This window comes from Methylobacterium phyllostachyos (genome assembly GCF_900103445.1).
In the GTDB taxonomy this organism is placed as follows: Bacteria; Pseudomonadota; Alphaproteobacteria; order Rhizobiales; family Beijerinckiaceae; genus Methylobacterium; species Methylobacterium phyllostachyos.
In genome coordinates, this window is sequence record NZ_FNHS01000004.1 from 82,013 (window position 1) to 98,355 (window position 16,343).

Genomic DNA, 16,343 nt, shown 5'->3' on the forward strand with positions numbered 1-16,343 from the left:
CCGCCGGGTCCGCGATGACTTTGAAACGCGTCGGATCCGTGCGCACCGGCGGCGTAGCCGAACGCAGACCCGGGCACAAACCCTTTCGGTGAAGTGCCCGGAGCAAGCCTGCTCCCTATCCCCTTCAGTTGTATCATCACGCTGACTCGACGCGCCAGAATTGCGACTTGTCACGCGCGGAAAATACGTATCGATACTACTGGCTGCCAAAATGTGGCAGACAGCGGATAAGGGTTAATTATTTATTGCCGCGCACGGCAACGCGCACTAAACGAAAGCGCGCCCCCCGGATTGCGTTCCTGATCCTGCGGGCGCGCCGCTTGCTCCGTCAACGGTACAGGCCGGCACTGAAACTCTACATGTTTCAGACTGGTACAAAGTCCGATCAAGACGGGACGTGGCGCGTCAGATGTTTCACGAACGGCTTCCGGAATCGTTCCAGCTTCTGCCGAGTTCGGCCGAGCGCCGCAGCGTCTGGTCGGCGCTGCTGCCCCATCGCGGACGTGCAGCAGCCCGGATTGCCCTGTCGTCCGCGCTGGCCGCGACCGACCTCGTGGCGATCCTCGGGGTCACCCTGTGCATGGAATTCGCCTACGAACTCATCTACCAGGATGGGGCTGTCGGCGCGGGCAGTGCGCGTGGTCTGCGGCTCGCGGCCCTGCTCGGCCTTGTCATCATCGCCACGAACGCCTTGCGGGCGGAATACAGCCTCGACAAGGTCATCGCCCAGAAGCCGAATTTCCAGCGCGTTACCTCCCTCTGGTTGGTGGCCTGGGCCGCTGTGCTGGTGGTCAGCTTCATGACCAAGACCACCAATGATTATTCGCGTCTTGTTTCCCTGGGCGCATTCATCACTGGATTGCCGGCTCTGATCCTGACGCGGGCGGCGATGGTCCGCCTCATTCGGCAACGCCTGACGGCCGGATCGGCTTCGGTCAGCCGCGTCCACCTCGTGGGTTACGAGGAGGATATCGCGCGCTTTTACGCCAGCAACGCGGTCGACCGTCTGGGTCTGCGGATCATCGGCACCAGCTACCTGCGCCGTGTCGATCCGGGTGCCGACACCGCCGCCCGCCATGATCAGTTGCAGGAGGATCTCGACCTCGCCGTCTCGGTGGTGCGCTTCCTCCGGCCGGACGATGTGTTCGTGCTGGTGCCGTGGACCGACAATGCCGAGGTCGAGCGCTGTATCGACGCGTTTCTCCGCGTACCCTCCGCGCTTCACCTGCGGCCCGGCGCCATGCTCGACCGCTTCCCCGATCTGCAGGTCGCCCGGGTCGGCGGCGTTTCTGGGATCAATATCGGCCGCCGCCCGCTCAACGTCGGCGAGATCGTGCTGAAACGGGCACTCGACCTCACGCTGTCGACGATCGCGCTGGTCGCGCTGTCGCCGTTGCTCGCCGTGATCGCGCTGGCGATCAAGGTCGACAGCCACGGGCCAATCTTCTTCCGCCAGAAACGCTACGGCTTCAACCAGCAGCCCTTCGGCGTGTTCAAGTTCCGATCGATGCGTGCCGAGCAGGATGCAATCTTCCGGCAGGCGACCCGCAACGACACCCGGATCACGCGGGTGGGCGCGTTCCTCCGGCGGACCAATCTCGACGAGTTGCCTCAGCTTCTCAACGTCCTGCGGGGGGAGATGTCGCTGGTGGGTCCTCGCCCCCATGCCCTCGCGCACGATCGGAGCTTCGAGCGCCGGATCGCCCTGTATGCCCGCCGCCACAACGTGCGGCCGGGGATCACCGGCTGGGCCCAGGTCAACGGCTTCCGGGGCGAGACGCTGACCGACCTCGACATGGAACGGCGGGTCGCCTGCGACCTGCACTACATCGACAACTGGTCGATCTGGTTCGACATCCAGATCATGATTCAGACCTTGTTCTCGCGCCGGGCCTACCGGAACGCGTTCTGAAGCACCGGACGGCGGGTCAGGGCGCGCCGCCCTGCCCACGGCAGAGGCCGCAATCCCCCTCCACCTCCAGGATGCTGCGGGTCGGGGTGAAGCCAGCCCGCTCCAGCGTCCGCCCCAGCCCGCCCTCGACATCCGCCGAGGACGCCTCATCGACCGCGCCGCACGACCGGCAGATCAGGAAGATGACGCCCTCCCCCGGGGCGTGCTCGTGCGCGCAGGGGATGAAGGCGTTGCGGCTTGCGATCCGGTGCACAAGCCCCTGCTCCATCAGGAAGTCGAGGGCGCGGTAGACCGAGACCGGCGCCACGCGCTTGCCCGGCGCGCTGAGGCGCTCGGCGATGTCGTAGGCGCCCTGAGCCTTTCCGGATCCGGCGACCGCCTCCAGAACCTCGCGGCGCAGCGGCGTGAACTGAAGGCCCCGCTCGCGGCAGGTGGCTTCCGCCCGTGCGAGCATGTCCCCGGCATCGGTCCAGCAGGCGTCGTGACCGTCGTGGCGGTGCATGATGGCTCCCGTGACAGATCCGCAGGTTGTCCCGCGGGTTTGTTACAGTGTATCACCGCCAGCCCGGACCGCACCAGCCTCCCGCACGGTTCCCGCGCCGGCCCGCGCGCGACGAGGACGCCTTGCCCATTCCTTCCAGTCCCAGACGCGCGGCCCGGCAATCCCTGTTCCAGAGCGGGCTCGGCCTGCGCCTCGCGCTGGCTGGCGGCGTCTCCGCGCTGGTGTGGCTCGCAATCGCGTGGGCGCTCGCGACATGAGCGCCGGCCCGCACGGTCCGGATCCGATCCGCCTCGTCGGCCTGACGCTGGGCTATGACCGGCATCCGGCAATCCACCACCTCGACGGGACCGTGCGCGCCGGTGACCTGCTGGCCCTTGTCGGGCCGAACGGGGCCGGCAAGTCGACCCTGCTCAAGGGCATGGTGGGGGAGATCCCCTGCCTCGACGGTCGGATCGAGCGGAGCGGCGCCATCGCCTACATGCCGCAGGCCGACGAGATCGACCGCAGCTTCCCGCTGAGCGTCCTCGACCTCGCCGGTATGGGCCGCTGGCGGCGGGCCGGCGCGTGGCGAAGCCTCACCCGGCATCGGGACTCCATCGGAGTCGCACTTGCGACTGTGGGCCTCGACGGGTTCGAGGAACGGCCGATCGGCACCCTGTCGGGTGGGCAATTCCGCCGAGCCCTGTTCGCCCGGCTGATTCTTCAGGATTGTCCCGTCATCCTGCTGGACGAGCCCTTCACGGGGATCGACGCCCGCACGGTCGAAGATCTGCTGGCACTGATCCGGACTTGGCACGAAGAGGGCCGTACGGTCGTGGCGGCCCTGCACGATCTCGCGCAGGTACGGGCCCATTTCCCGGCGACGCTGCTCCTCGCGCGCGAGCCGATTGCCTGGGGGCCGACCACCCGGGTGCTGACGGCCGAGAATCTCGCCCGCGCCCGCAACCTCTCCGAGGCATGGGACGAGGGCGCGCCGGTCTGTGCCGGGCCTCGGGTCTCCGGGGCGCGTGCGCACGATCACGGCGCGCACGGCCATCACCACCACGAGGACGCCGCGTGATCGATCCGTTCGGGTCCCTGGTCGCGCCGTTCGTGGAGTTCGGCTTCATGCGCCGGGCGCTGGCGGGCTGTCTCGCGCTATCCGTCTCGGCCCCGCCCGTGGGCGTGTTCCTCACGCTGCGCCGGATGAGCCTCATGAGCGACGCCATGAGCCACGCCATCCTGCCCGGTGCGGCAGTCGGCTTCCTGGTCGCTGGCCTGTCACTGCCCGCGATGACCCTCGGCGGCCTCGTCGCGGGCCTCGCAGTGGCGCTGCTCGCTGGCGCCGTCACCCGCGCCACGACGGTGCGGGAGGACGCAAACCTCGCGGCCTTCTACCTGATCTCCCTGGCGGCGGGCGTCCTGCTGGTCTCCCTGCGTGGCTCGCAGATCGACCTGATGCACTTCCTGTTCGGATCGGTCCTGGCGCTGGACGATGCCGCCCTGTGGCTGCTCGGCGGCATCAGCACGCTGACCCTGGTGGCGCTCGCCGTGATCTACCGGCCGCTGGTGATGGAATGCGTCGATCCGCTGTTCCTGCGTACGGTGAGCCGCAGCGGCGGCCCGGTCCACCTCGCCTTCCTGGCCCTGGTGGTGATCAACCTCGTCGGCGGGTTCCAGGCTTTGGGGACCCTGCTGGCAGTCGGACTGATGCTGCTCCCGGCGGTGGCGGCCCGGTTCTGGGCCCGCGATCTCGGCAGGCTCATCCCGGTCTCAATGCTCATCGCCGCGCTGTCGAGCGTGTCGGGGCTCAGCCTGTCCTACCAGTTCGATCTGCCAAGCGGCCCGGCCATCGTGCTGGCGGCAGGCGCACTCTACCTCGCGTCGATGCTCGCAGGGCCGCGCGGCGGGCTACTCCGCCGCCTCGTGCGGCCGCGCCACCTCGAAGCCTGATCAGGGCTGATCCTTCAGCGCCGCCAGACCCTCGCGGTAGGTCGGATAGGCGAGATCGACGCCAAGTTCCTCACGGATCAGCCGGTTCCGCACGCGCTTGTTCTCGCCGTAGAAGCTCCGGGCCATCGGCGACAGGTCGGCGGTCTCAAAGTCGATTTCGGGCGGCAGAGGCAGCCCGGTCAGGGCAGCGGCGTGCTCCGTGACCGTCTGGGGCGCGGTCGGCTGATCGTCGGTGACGTTGTAGATCGCCCCCGCCCGGGGCCGGTCGATCGAGGCCAGCAGCGTCGTGGCGATGTCGTCCACGTGGATGCGGTTGAAGACCTGCCCAGCCTTCACGATCCGCTGGGAGCGCCCCGTGCGCAGCTTGACGATCGGGTTGCGCCCCGGCCCGTAGATGCCCGACAGCCGGAAGATCTGCACCGCCTTGCCGGTCTCGGCGCCGAGGGCCAGCCAAGCCTCCTCCGCGTCGAGCCGGATCTTGGAGCGGGCACTGCGGGGGCTGGCGGGCGTGGTCTCATCGATCCAGGCACCCTGCTGGTCGCCATAGACGCCGATGGTCGACAGATAGCCGATCCAGCCGATGCGGCTCGCCGCGATCGCGTCAGCGTAGCGGGCGAGCACGGGGTCACCGTTCTCCCCGGGGGGTGCCGAGACCAGGAGCACATCGGTGGCGGCGAGGTCGGCGGCGATACGGGGATCATCGGCCTGGGGCCCGAAGGCCCGCATGGCGAAGCCGGTCTCGGCCGCGAGCCGCTCGGCCGCGGCGGGCTCGGTGACGGTGGCGCGCACGGTCGCAAACCGGTCGCGCGCCCGCTCGGCGAAGCGGCGCCCGGTGAAGCCCAGGCCGAAGACGAAGAGATTCATGCGGCCGATGTCTCGCTGACGCACGGGCGCGTCAAGCCGCGACCACCCACACAGGTTTGAAGTCCCGACGGTCTGATCCGTCACTTCGAAGAGGCGCGGGTCTCCTCTCCCGAGCGGGAGAGGGTTGGGGTGAGGGATCAGGACTGTCCGGACGAGGCGCGTCCTGTAAGCGCGTCGGCGGTGTGCTCAGTCCGGCACGTTCTCGACCCTCACCCCAACCCTCTCCCGCCCGGGAGAGGGGAGCATCGCGCTCCGTCATGAGCGACGTGCTTCGAACCCAAGTCGCCATGGGCCAAGCCGAGAGCGGTCCGCCACTCGTCACGGACGTGGAGGTCGGCCTCGCCCGGTCCGTGCCGACGATGCAGGGTGCGGACGGCCGCCGGTTCAAGCAATCGCCCACACGCCCAGACCGCCATGCCGCGCACGAGCGGTGAGGCATCAGTCAGCCGCGCCACCGCCGCCTCGGCAAGCGCGGGCGATCCCGAGTTGCCCACCGCGATCATCACGTTGCGCAGGAACCGGTCTCGGCCGGTGCGCTTCACCGGCGTACCGGCGAACAGGCCCCGGAAGGCCGCATCGTCGAGGGCGGCGAGATCCGCGAGCGGCGGTGCCGCCAGATCGGACCGCGCCGCGAGCCGGGTCTCGGCGGCCGTGCGGGCGAACTTGTTCCAGGGGCAGACCGCGAGGCAATCGTCGCAGCCGAACACCCGGTTGCCGATGGCCGGCCGGAACGCCACCGGGATCGGGCCGGCATGCTCGATGGTCAGGTAGGAGATGCAGCGCCGGGCATCGAGGCGGTAGGGGGCCGGGAACGCGTCCGTCGGGCAGACGTCCAGGCAGGCGCGACAGGAGCCACAATGGTCTCGGCCCGGCCCATCTGGCTCGAACTCCGCGCTCGTGTAGATCGCTCCGAGCAGGAGCCAGTTGCCGTGATCGCGGGAGATCAGCACCGTGTGCTTGCCCTGCCAGCCGAGCCCGGCTGCCTCAGCGAGCGTCTTCTCCATCACCGGGGCGGTGTCGCAGAAGACCTTCACGCGCACGTCGCCCTTGGCCGAAAGATAGCCGCCAAGCTCTTTGAGCTTGCCCTTCAAAACTTCGTGATAGTCCCGCCGTTGGGCGTAAGCCGCGACGGCGCCGCGCTCCCTCTGTGCCACCAGGGCCAGCGGATCCTGCTCCGGCCGGTAGCTCATGGCGAGGACCAGGATGCTGCGCAGGCCGGGCCACAGGGCTGTCGGGCGGGCGCGCTGATCGGCCCGCTCCTCCATCCAGTCCATGGTGCCGTGGGCTCCCTCGGCGAGCCAGGTCGACAGCCGATCGGGCAGATCAGGCAGCCGGTCGGGCCGGGTCACGCGCAGGCCGCAGAAGCCCAGCGCCCGGGCCCGGGTCTCGACGAGGCGGCGCAGGTTGGCGCCAAAGTAGGTCCGTCGGGCGTTCAGAAATCCAGATCCGCGTAGTGGGCGGCCGGCGGCATGCCGGCGACCCGGTCGGCGAGCAGGCCCCGGAACGAGGGCCGCGACTTGACCCGGGCGTACCAGTTCCGCGCCATCTCGTCCTCATCCCAGGGTACGTCCCCGAGATAATCGACGCAGGAGAGGTGGGCGGCCGCCGCAAGATCGGCATAGGTCAGGTTGTCGCCCGCGATCCACCGGCGCCGGGCGATCAGATAGCCGATGTATTTGAGATGGTAGCGCACGTTCGACCGCGCCGCCCGGATCGCGTTCATGTCGGGCGGGCCGCCGCCCGCGTGGCTGGACATGAAGCGCTTCGAGATCTTCTCGTTGACGAGGTAGCCCGTCACCTCGGACTCGAACTTCACCAGGAACCAATCGAGCAGCCGGCGCACCTCAACCCGTTCCACCGTGTCATCCGGCAACAGGCGCCGCCCGGAGAGGCCGAGCCCGCGGGTCTCGTCGAGGTATTCGGCGATGACGCCCGCGCCGGGCACCACAAGGCCGTTCTGCTCCAGCAGCACGGGGGTGACGCCTGCCGGATTGATCAGCAGGAAGTCGTCCCGGCGCTCCCAGGGCCGTTCCTCGAACAGCGTCGGCTCCATGCCCATCTCGGCGAGCACGAGACGGATGAACCGGGAATTCGCGCAGAAGGGGAAATGATAGAGGGTCGCCATCGAGGCCGTGTGGGACGTTCGGTCGGGCAGCGCGGCCGGTCCCGCGCTCGTCGAGGATCCTGAAGCGCAGGTCTTCAGCGCGCAGGACTTCGGACCGAGCGTTATTGCCCGACCGTTGCCGAGCCCTTAACACGCGCAGCCGGTATCGGTAACCGCCCGTCAATCCTGATAGGCCAACCCTCCGGCCAACCCTTCTGATAACGCGGCAAGCCCGGCATGGGCCGGCGCGCGCTCGCGGCACAAGGCGTCACGATGGATCTGGCAAGCATCGGCAAGGCAGTGCTGCTCGCGCTGGTTGAGGGCGCGACCGAGTTCATCCCGGTTTCCTCTACGGGGCACCAACTGCTCGTCGGCCACTTCATCGGCTTCCACTCGCCCAACAACACCTTCGAGGTTCTGATCCAGCTCGGCGCGATCCTGGCGATCCTGGCGGTCTACTTCCACCGCCTCATTGCCATCGCCAAGGCTTGCCCCCACGACCCGCAGGCCCGCCGCTTCGTGCTCGGCATCCTCGTCGCATTCTTGCCCGCGGCAATCATCGGCGGCCTCTTCTCGAAGCTGATCAAGGCGTATCTGTTCAACCCGTGGATCGTCTGCGCGACCCTGGTGGCGGGCGGCCTGGTGCTGCTCGTCATCGACGACACCGATCTCAAGGTGCGCAAGAGAGACGTCTACGACTTCTCGCTGCCGATGGACCTGAAGATCGGCATCTTCCAATGTCTCGCCATGATCCCCGGCGTGTCGCGCTCCGGCGCCACCATCGTGGGCGCGATGCTGATGGGGGCCGACAAGCGCTCGGCCACCGAATTCTCGTTCTACCTCGCCATGCCCACCATGGCGGGCGCCTTCGCCAAGGACCTGCTGGACAATTACAAATACCTGTCGAGCAACGATGTCGGCCTGATCGTGATCGGCTTCATCGTCTCGTTCATCTCGGCGCTGTTCGTGGTGCGGGTGCTGCTGGACTACGTGTCCCGGCACGGCTTCTGGCTGTTCGCGTGGTGGCGGATCATCGTCGGGGCGCTGGGTTTTGCGGGTTTGATCATCTTCGGGTGAACTGAGCATCCGTTCGCCCCCGGTAGGGCTTGGCGGATCAACACATCTCGGTTGAGAAATATGCACGAACGGCACCGCGTCTCCCCATCCCCTCTGCGGGGAAGGGAGGCGCGGTTCCAGAGCGCGATATGTGAATGTCGCTGCACAGCGGCTCGAGACTCGGCAGCAAGACTCCGCGTCCTTCAAAACCCGCTCACGCAGAGCTCAAGCTTTCCTCAACCATCGGGCGATTGCCAGCGGCAGAACGGCATGCGAGGCAATCCCGTGAAAGCGGCGCACAAGACGCCGCGTTCTGGGACGCTCCGATGGAAGACAGACCGCTCGCCGACCTTTTCGAGCCCGCAGACCGGGCGCGGTGGCTCGGCCTCGTCGAGGGCGTCCTCATGGGGGCCGATTTCGAGAAGCGGCTGGTCTCTCGGACGGCGGACGGCCTGCGGATCGAACCGCTCTATGGCCCGGCCGAACCGGCCGCTCAGCCAATGCGCGAGCCGGGGCCCTGGCGGATCGCCCAGCGGGTGGATCACCTGGATGTCGCCGCCGCCAATGCCCAGGTGCTGACCGATCTCGAAGGTGGCGCGGACGCCCTCGTCCTGGCCTTCGCCGGTGCCCCCGGCGCCCGGGGCTACGGTCTGAACGTCGCGAGCGTCGAGGATCTCGATGCCGCGCTGAAAGGCGTGATGCTGCCCCTGATCAACCTGCGCCTCGATGCCGGCGGCCGGGGACTGGAGGTGGCTCAGTTCGTGAAGGCACTGGCGGAGCGGCGGGGCGAGGATCTGTCGAGCTACGACATCGACCTGGGGATCGATCCTGTCGGCGTGCTGGCGGCGACCGGGAGCCTGGGCGCCGTGTGGAGCGAGATCGCCCCGCGGCTGGCCGGCACGGCGGCGGAACTGGAGGCCGCGGGCTTCACCGGCCGGGTCTTCCTCGCCGATGGCCGCCCGTATCACGAGGCCGGTGCTGGCGAGGCGGCTGAACTCGGTGCCGCGCTCGCCACGGCGCTGGCCTATCTCCGCGCCCTGGAGGCTGCCGGTCACAATCTGGAGTCGGCCCGCTCCCGCATCGCGGTGCTGCTGGCGGCCGACGCGGACGAGTTCGTCACCGTGGCGAAGTTCCGGGCCATGCGCCGCCTCTGGACGCGGGTCGAGCAGGCCTGCGGACTGGAGCCGAAGCCGCTGCGGCTCCACGCCGAGACAGCGTGGCGGATGATGACCCAGCGCGACCCGTTCGTGAACATCCTCCGTACCGGCATGGCGGCGGCCTCGGCCGGGATGGGCGGCGCCGACAGCGTCGCGGTCCTGCCCTACACCCAGGCGCTCGGCCTGCCCGACGCCTTCGCCCGGCGCGTGGCCCGCAACAGCCAGATCGTGCTGATCGAGGAATCGCACCTTGCCCGCGTCAGCGACCCTGCGGCAGGTGCGGGTGGTTTCGAGGCGCTGACGGCGGACATCGCCGAGGCCGCCTGGGCAGCGTTCCAGGCGATCGAGGCCGAGGGCGGCATCGTCGCCTCCTTGAGCGTCGGCAAGCTGCAGCGGCGGATCGAGGTGGTCCGCGAGGCGCGCACAAAGGCCGTGGCAACCCGCCGCGAAGCCCTCACCGGCGCCAGCGAGTTCCCGAACCTCGCCGAGAAGCCGGTCGCGGTGCTCGACGTGCCGCGGTCCAATGTGCCGCGGGGGGCGAATTTCGGCCCTGGTTCAACGGTCGCCTGCGATGCCCTGCCGTCGCAGCGCCTCGCCGAACCGTTCGAGGCGCTGCGCGATGCCTCGGATGCCTATCACGCCAAGACCGGGCGACGGCCGGTCGTCTTCCTCGCCAATCTCGGAGGCGTGGCGGCGTTCAACGCCCGGGCGACCTTCGCGGCCAACGCCTTCGCGGCCGGCGGAATCGAGGCTCTGTCGAATGACGGTTTTTCGGATGCCGAGGCTGCGGCAACCGCGTTCCGCGAGTCGGGCGCCGCGCTCGCCTGCATCTGCTCCACCGACGCAATCTATGCCGAGCGCGCTGTCGAAACCGCGGAGGCGCTGGCCCGGGTTGGTGCCGGGATCATCTATCTGGCCGGCAAACCCGCCGACCTCGCCGAGCCGCTGAAGCAAGCGGGCGTGCAGGCCTTCCTGCACGTCGGCTGCGACCTGCTCACCCTACTCAACGGAGCTCTACGTGCGGCCATGCGACTGCCGTCGCCGCAGCGTACCTCCTGACGCCATCCTCCCGCGAACCGAAACCGCAGGACGCGCCCGATCGCCGCCGCCCCTCGGCGGCACTGTTCCGGGATCCGCGTGTTCGCATTAAGCGCTGCCCCAACCCCTACGACGGGACGTGCAGCAGCGTCAGGATGAGCGAATCGGACCGCCGCGATCGGGCTGACCGCTATTTCAGCCGAATCGTGCATGGGTGGCGGACTTGATCGGAACGGCCGTCACGACGCACCGCCGCGTCACCGAGAATGGCGCCGTCCGCGGCTCGCCCGCGAACGGCACCGCAGCCGCCGCTGCGCGCGAGCGACTGGGCCGGGCCGGATTGGGTAACGGCACCCGGGGCGCCTTCGGCACGCGCAAATGCCGGGGCGCTGGACCACGAAGCACCGCAGCTGAGGCTGCGACCTCGTGTCATGGAACGAACGGGCCTCCGTCTGAAAACCACCCCGGACGATCCATCGTCAGCCCCGTTCCCGACGCAATCATGAGGGAATGCTGAACACGGTTCGGATCCCCGACGAGGCCGCCGCATGAAAACTTCGATCCTCGCGTCCCTCTCCGTCCTCGCGCTCGTTTCGACGGCGCAAGCACGGCCCCACCGGCACCCAGTCGTGCCGGCGGTGAATCAGGCCGAGGCCGAAAAGGTGTTGGCCCCGCTCCGGCAAGCCGCGACGGCGTGTTTCGCCGATACGGTCCTGTCGAATCCGAAAGCCACCGCCGAGGCGCGCGCCGGCCGCTGGTACGAAGCGGTGGGCATTACGGGCTTCCTCTGCCGTCCGGAGGTCGCCGCGATGATCCAGGCGCACGACCGGATCTACGGGGCGAAGACCGGCGAACGCTACTTCAAGACCGCCTATGCCAAGCACCTCGACCAGCAGCTGGCCGAGCGGCTTCAACCGGTGCTGGCCCACAAAACCGTCGCCAGCGCCGAGCCGCCGCCCGAGAAGACCACCGACGACAGCGCGGCGGGCAACTGAGCCGGTCGCGCGGGCCGGGCACCGGCCGGCGATGACCTACGAGCTTCACTACTGGCCGATGATCCAGGGGCGCGGCGAGTTCGTCCGCCTTGCCCTTGAGGAGGCCGGCGCCGACTACGTCGACGTCGCCCGCGAGGACGACGACGCAGGCGGCATCGGCCCGATGCTCGATCGCCTGTCTGACCCGGCAAACGGCCGGCCGCCCTTCGCGCCGCCCTTCCTGCGCGACGGCGATCTCGTCATCGGACAGAGCGCCGCGATCCTGCTCCATCTCGGCCCGCGCCTGGGACTCGCCGGGACTTCGGAGGCCGACCGGATCTGGACGCATCAGCTCCAGCTCACCATCGCGGATGCCGTGGACGAGGTGCACGACACCCATCATCCGCTTGGCGTCGACCTGTACTACGCCGACCAGAAGCCCGAGGCCCTGCGTCGGGCCTTGGGGTTCCGGCAGACCCGGATGCCTAAGTTCCTGGAATATTTCGAGCGTGTCCTCGTGGCCAACGGCGGTGAGCGACTGGTCGGCGCCGACCGGACCTACGCGGACCTCTCCCTGTTCCAGCTTGTGGACGGGCTGCACTACGCCTTCCCGAGGGCCACCGCTGCGGCGCTACAGGCTGCGCCGCATGTGGAACGGCTGCACGACGCCGTCGCGCGGCGCCCCCGGATCGCAGCCTATCTGGCGAGCGCGCGGCGGGTGCCGTTCAACGAGGACGGGATCTTTCGGCGCTATCCCGAGCTCGACGGCTGAAGGCCGCTCAGAACGGCAGCTTCATCCCAGGCGGCAGGGGCAGCCCCTTCGTCAGCTCGGCCATATGCTCCTGCATCGTCGCCTCCGCCTTCCCGCGGGCGTCGTTACAGGCGGCCACGATCAGATCCTCCAGGATCTCACGTTCGTCCGCCACCATCAGGGACGGATCGATCGTGATCCCCTTCATGTGACCTTTGGCCGTCATGGTGACCCGAACCGAGCCGCCACCGGAGGCCCCGGCGACTTCGATCTGGTCCATTTCGGTTTGCAGGTTGGCCATCTTCTCCTGCATGGCCTGGGCCTGCTTCATGATGCCCATCAGGTCACGCATCGGAACTCTCCTGTTCTGTCGTCATCTGATCTGGGTACGAGCCGGCCCGCAATCCACGGCTCGGCCGATGCCTCAGCGGTCGTCGTCCTCGGCCTCGTCCACCCGGCCCGCGTCGCCTTCACCGAGGATTTCCTGCTCGGCGGTGGGCAGCGCCTCGGCGGCGGTCTCGCGCACATCGACGATCTCGGCGCCGGGAAAGCGCGTCAGCACCTCGCGCACGAATGGATCGGCGGCGGCGTTCTCCCGGCGGGTCTCAACGACCGCCCGGGCGGTCGCGTCGAGAGTCGGCGCACCCTCCTCCTTGGAGAGGGCGACAGACCAGCGCCGTCCGGTCCAGCGTTCGATCGCCGCCGCAAGGTCGGTGGCGAGGCTCGCCCGGCCGCCCTGGGCGAGGCGGAACTCGATCCGCCCCTCCTCGAAGCGCACCAGATGGACATCCCGTTCAAGGGCCGTCCGCAGCAGGATGTCCCGATTGGCATCCGCCAGGGCAATCAGATCCTCGAACCGGCCAAGCCGCGGCGTCGGCGGTGCGACTGGGATTGGCCGTGGCGCGGGCGCGGCCATAACCACCGGGGCGGCGGTCGGGATCGACTCAGCCGGCATTGTACGAGGCGCGGCAGCCAACGCCGCCGAACCGCCGCCGCGCAGATCCGGGATCGGCGGCAGCGGGGGGCGCCCCGTCGGCACGGGTTCGCCGGCCGGCTCGGCAGCGGCCTCGGCCTTCAGCTGGCGCAGCGCCTCGTCCGGCGTCGGCAGGTCGGCCGCGTAGGCGAGGCGCACGATCGCCATTTCAGCCGCCGCCAGCGGACGCGGCGCGGCCTGCACCTCGGGGATCGCCTTGAGCAGGATCTGCCACGCCCGCGACAGGGCGCGAATCGAGAGCTTTTCCGCGAACTGGCTGCCGCGGACCCGCTCGGTCTCACTGAGCGTCGGGTCCTGGGCGGCTTCGGGCACCACCTTCAGCCGCGTCACGAGATGCGTGAAGGCCGCGAGATCCGAAAGCACCACCGACGGGTCGGCGCCCGCGTCGTACTGCGCCCGCAACTCCGAAAAGGCCGCTGGAACGGAGCCACGCATCACGGCCTCGAACAGGTCGAGGATCCGGGCACGGTCGGCCAGTCCCAGCATGTCACGCACGCTCTGGGCCGTCACCGCACCCGCGCCATGCGCGATCGCCTGATCGAGCAGCGAGAGCGCGTCGCGCACGGACCCCTCGGCGGCGCGCACGATGGCGCCCAACGCCTCGTCCTCGGCCTCGACCCGCTCGGCCGCACAGACCTTGGCGAGGTGGGCATGGAGCACCGGTGCCTCGACCCGGCGCAGGTCGAACCGCTGGCAGCGGGACAGGATCGTCACCGGGACCTTGCGGATCTCCGTGGTGGCGAACACGAACTTGGCGTGGGGCGGCGGCTCCTCCAGCGTCTTCAGGAAGGCGTTGAACGCCTTCTCGGACAGCATGTGGACCTCGTCGACGATGTAGACCTTGTAGCGCGCCGAGACCGGCCCGTAGCGGATGCCGTCGATGATCGCCCGCACGTCATCGATGCCGGTATGCGAGGCGGCATCCATCTCCAGCACATCCATGTGCCGGGACTCCATGATCGCCGCGCAGTGCAGGCCGAGTTCCGGCATCGACACGGTCGGGCCGGTATCGGGCCGGCCGGCCAGCGCGTAGTTGAGGCCCCGCGCGAGGATGCGCGCCGTCGTGGTCTTGCCGACGCCGCGCACGCCCGTAAGCATCCAGGCCTGCGGGATACGGTTGGCCGCGAACCCGTTGGCGAGGGTGCGGACCATCGCCTCCTGGCCGATCAGGTCGCCGAAATGGGTGGGGCGGTATTTGCGCGCGAGGACCCGATAGGGCGTCGCCGCGGCCGGGGGCGCTGGAAACCCGGGCAGGCCCGGCTCGTCGTCAGGCGTGCCGGTCGAAGCGTCCATGCCGGGTCGGGATCGGGCTGCCGCGCGCTAGGAATGAGGTGGGAGGCTGGACGAAGACCCGCTCGGTCTCGTTAGGGCTGCTTCCTTCCGGACCTGACCCGGTTGGCGAGTGAAACGTCCCTCGCCAACCCCCCGCCGGCTATATGGCCGGGCCTCGCTCCGAACGCAAGCGTTGCCTCTTCCCCTTGCCTACTCGGCCTTGCGCTTGACGATGGCCAGGGTCTTCGGATCGAGCTTCAGGTCGAATTTCTTGCCGCTGGCATCAATGGCGTCGTCCACCTCGATCATCCCGTCGTCGAGTTCGATCTCCTCCCACTTGGTGAAGCCCTCCTGCTTCAGCATGGCCTCGACCTTGGCCTGCTGATCGGGCGGGAGTTTTTCGTCGGCGTGGGCGGCCGGGCCGAAGCCGACGAGGAATACGAGGGAGAGGAAGAAGGGGGCAAGGCGCATGCCTGTCTCCAATTCGGCAACTGTCGCCGGTTTCGAACACACTTCTGCGCTTCGGGTTCCGCCGTCAATTCGACGGCATCGAACTATTCAGCCGCTAAAGCTGTGGACGCCCGCGACCGATTGTATGGGTCCGCAGCCGCAAAAAGTATTGTTTTATTGAAATTTCGCGATTTACGGCAGGCTCGCAGTTAGCAACGTATCTTTAGAGTTGCATTTCAGGGAACAAATATGCAACATTGGTCGCCCCACGTTGATCTGACGCGTGAGCAGGCGAGGAAGCAAAATGACGAAATTCATTAGTGTGTTCAACAATAAAGGTGGAGTTGGGAAGACCACGCTTACTTGGAATATTGCAGACTCACTAGCGGAGGCGGGCAATAAAGTTTTATTGATTGATTTTGATCCGCAGTGCAATTTATCTATCGCTATGCTAGGTGCAGATTCGTTCAAAAAGTACGTTTCAGACCCCAGCAAACAAAGAACAATACGTTCATTTTTGCAAGGATATTTACAGAACACCGGCCCTGGACCGATACAATTGTACGTAGGCCCACATACCCATAACAACGTGCATATAGTAGCGGGCGATTTCTGGCTAAATGTTTATTCGGATTCATTGAGCGTCGGTAATGACCTATTGACCGGGACTGGAATCTCGAAATTTACGGCATTACGTACACTTGTTTCGAAATTAAGCGAACAAGGCAGGACCTATGATTATATCATGATCGACCTACCACCTTCATTTGGAGGTCTCGTCAGATCAGCACTATATTCATCTGATTATTTAATTATTCCATGCACATCTGATACTTTCAGTGAATATTGCATAGGCCTTATTGCTCAAATGTGGCCTCAATTTATTTCAGATTGGGAGACCGGGCTTCATCGATTTAAACAAAATAATTACGCAATGAAAGACTACGATAATTTTGGCCGACCAAAGTTTTTTGGCTGGATATTTAACGGCTTTGATACGAGGCTTGACAAGATGCTCCGCGCCGACCAGGCTCACTACGAGAATATCGCACAAGCTAATCAACGCCTTGCGGACGGATTAAAGAGCAATATTGGCGCGCATGCAGTTCGAGCTGTTGAAGATAACGACTACAGTATTGGGCAAGTCGAAGATATGAACGTATTAATAAAAAATAGCCTTTGGCAAAATATACCTGCCTCAAAATTAGCTGACCACCAACAGGTAAAGAGCTTGACCGGAGACAAGCAGAAATGGTCGGAGGCGCAGCTAGTCCTTATTGATAAAGTTGCCAAACAGATAAACAATATTGCCCAAAATATCGTGGCGAAAGCCTGAG

At 66.9% G+C, this 16,343-nt stretch carries 16 protein-coding genes and 1 other RNA gene; 9 read left to right on the plus strand and 8 right to left on the minus strand.

The genetic code is table 11. The annotated features are described in order from the left end of the window. Positions 1-409 precede the first annotated feature (409 nt). A complete protein-coding gene (locus tag BLQ49_RS07470; RefSeq protein ID WP_091714655.1) occupies positions 410-1,912 on the plus strand; it encodes a sugar transferase in 1,503 nt (500 codons plus the stop codon). A 16-nt stretch (positions 1,913-1,928) separates the two neighbouring features. Here the strand turns inward: BLQ49_RS07470 and BLQ49_RS07475 are convergent, their stop codons facing one another. Further along, positions 1,929-2,414: a Fur family transcriptional regulator gene (locus BLQ49_RS07475; RefSeq protein ID WP_091714657.1), complete on the minus strand. Its 486-nt coding sequence runs from the start codon at positions 2,412-2,414 to the stop codon at positions 1,929-1,931. Between the two features lie 122 nt (positions 2,415-2,536). Here BLQ49_RS07475 and BLQ49_RS30580 point away from each other — a divergent pair, with 122 nt between their 5' ends. The 3 genes from BLQ49_RS30580 to BLQ49_RS07485 are packed head-to-tail and all read left to right on the plus strand — an operon-like array spanning position 2,537 to position 4,346. Beyond that, positions 2,537-2,671, plus strand: a complete 135-nt coding sequence (locus tag BLQ49_RS30580) for a hypothetical protein (RefSeq protein ID WP_280140949.1) — start codon at positions 2,537-2,539, stop codon at positions 2,669-2,671. Beyond that, positions 2,668-3,474 (plus strand): metal ABC transporter ATP-binding protein, encoded by an 807-nt coding sequence (locus BLQ49_RS07480; protein ID WP_091714658.1) that lies wholly within the window; start codon positions 2,668-2,670, stop codon positions 3,472-3,474. Before BLQ49_RS30580 ends, BLQ49_RS07480 begins: the two co-directional genes overlap by 4 nt. Before the next feature lie 47 nt (positions 3,475-3,521). Next, positions 3,522-4,346, plus strand: a complete 825-nt coding sequence (locus tag BLQ49_RS07485; RefSeq protein ID WP_091715115.1) for a metal ABC transporter permease — start codon at positions 3,522-3,524, stop codon at positions 4,344-4,346. Here the strand turns inward: BLQ49_RS07485 and BLQ49_RS07490 are convergent, their stop codons facing one another. From BLQ49_RS07490 to BLQ49_RS07500, 3 genes are all read right to left on the minus strand, one after another. After that, a complete protein-coding gene (locus tag BLQ49_RS07490) occupies positions 4,347-5,210 on the minus strand; it encodes an SDR family oxidoreductase (RefSeq protein ID WP_091714659.1) in 864 nt (287 codons plus the stop codon). 209 nt (positions 5,211-5,419) lie between these two features. Beyond that, complete coding sequence (gene queG, locus BLQ49_RS07495) at positions 5,420-6,613, minus strand: tRNA epoxyqueuosine(34) reductase QueG (RefSeq protein WP_091714661.1); 1,194 nt, start codon at positions 6,611-6,613, stop codon at positions 5,420-5,422. A 29-nt stretch (positions 6,614-6,642) separates the two neighbouring features. Beyond that, positions 6,643-7,335: a glutathione S-transferase family protein gene (locus BLQ49_RS07500; RefSeq protein WP_091714663.1), complete on the minus strand. Its 693-nt coding sequence runs from the start codon at positions 7,333-7,335 to the stop codon at positions 6,643-6,645. 252 nt (positions 7,336-7,587) lie between these two features. On the opposite strand from BLQ49_RS07500, the gene BLQ49_RS07505 reads away from it, so the two are divergent. The 4 genes from BLQ49_RS07505 to BLQ49_RS07520 all read left to right on the plus strand — a co-directional run bounded on the left by BLQ49_RS07505 (position 7,588) and on the right by BLQ49_RS07520 (position 12,311). Beyond that, positions 7,588-8,391, plus strand: coding sequence for an undecaprenyl-diphosphate phosphatase (locus BLQ49_RS07505; RefSeq protein ID WP_091715118.1), 804 nt, complete (start codon positions 7,588-7,590; stop codon positions 8,389-8,391). Between the two features lie 305 nt (positions 8,392-8,696). Beyond that, positions 8,697-10,586 carry a methylmalonyl-CoA mutase family protein gene (locus BLQ49_RS07510; RefSeq protein ID WP_091714664.1) on the plus strand — a complete coding sequence of 630 codons (1,890 nt, stop codon included), beginning with the start codon at positions 8,697-8,699 and terminating at the stop codon, positions 10,584-10,586. 527 nt (positions 10,587-11,113) lie between these two features. Then, positions 11,114-11,560, plus strand: a complete 447-nt coding sequence (locus BLQ49_RS07515; protein ID WP_091714666.1) for a hypothetical protein — start codon at positions 11,114-11,116, stop codon at positions 11,558-11,560. Positions 11,561-11,591: 31 nt separating this feature from the next. After that, positions 11,592-12,311 carry a glutathione S-transferase gene (locus BLQ49_RS07520; RefSeq protein WP_091714668.1) on the plus strand — a complete coding sequence of 240 codons (720 nt, stop codon included), beginning with the start codon at positions 11,592-11,594 and terminating at the stop codon, positions 12,309-12,311. A gap of 7 nt (positions 12,312-12,318) precedes the next feature. Here BLQ49_RS07520 and BLQ49_RS07525 read toward each other — a convergent pair whose 3' ends face one another. The 4 genes from BLQ49_RS07525 to BLQ49_RS07540 all read right to left on the minus strand — a co-directional run bounded on the left by BLQ49_RS07525 (position 12,319) and on the right by BLQ49_RS07540 (position 15,027). After that, entirely contained in the window at positions 12,319-12,642 is a 324-nt protein-coding gene (locus BLQ49_RS07525) for a YbaB/EbfC family nucleoid-associated protein (RefSeq protein WP_091714670.1), read from the minus strand. 72 nt (positions 12,643-12,714) lie between these two features. Beyond that, positions 12,715-14,577 (minus strand): DNA polymerase III subunit gamma/tau, encoded by a 1,863-nt coding sequence (locus tag BLQ49_RS07530; RefSeq protein WP_091714671.1) that lies wholly within the window; start codon positions 14,575-14,577, stop codon positions 12,715-12,717. A 36-nt stretch (positions 14,578-14,613) separates the two neighbouring features. Continuing rightward, positions 14,614-14,712: signal recognition particle sRNA small type (gene ffs, locus BLQ49_RS07535), an RNA gene on the minus strand. A 54-nt stretch (positions 14,713-14,766) separates the two neighbouring features. Next, a complete protein-coding gene (locus tag BLQ49_RS07540; protein WP_091714673.1) occupies positions 14,767-15,027 on the minus strand; it encodes a PepSY domain-containing protein in 261 nt (86 codons plus the stop codon). A 283-nt stretch (positions 15,028-15,310) separates the two neighbouring features. On the opposite strand from BLQ49_RS07540, the gene BLQ49_RS07545 reads away from it, so the two are divergent. Continuing rightward, positions 15,311-16,342, plus strand: a complete 1,032-nt coding sequence (locus BLQ49_RS07545) for a ParA family protein (RefSeq protein ID WP_091714675.1) — start codon at positions 15,311-15,313, stop codon at positions 16,340-16,342. Position 16,343 lies beyond the last annotated feature (1 nt).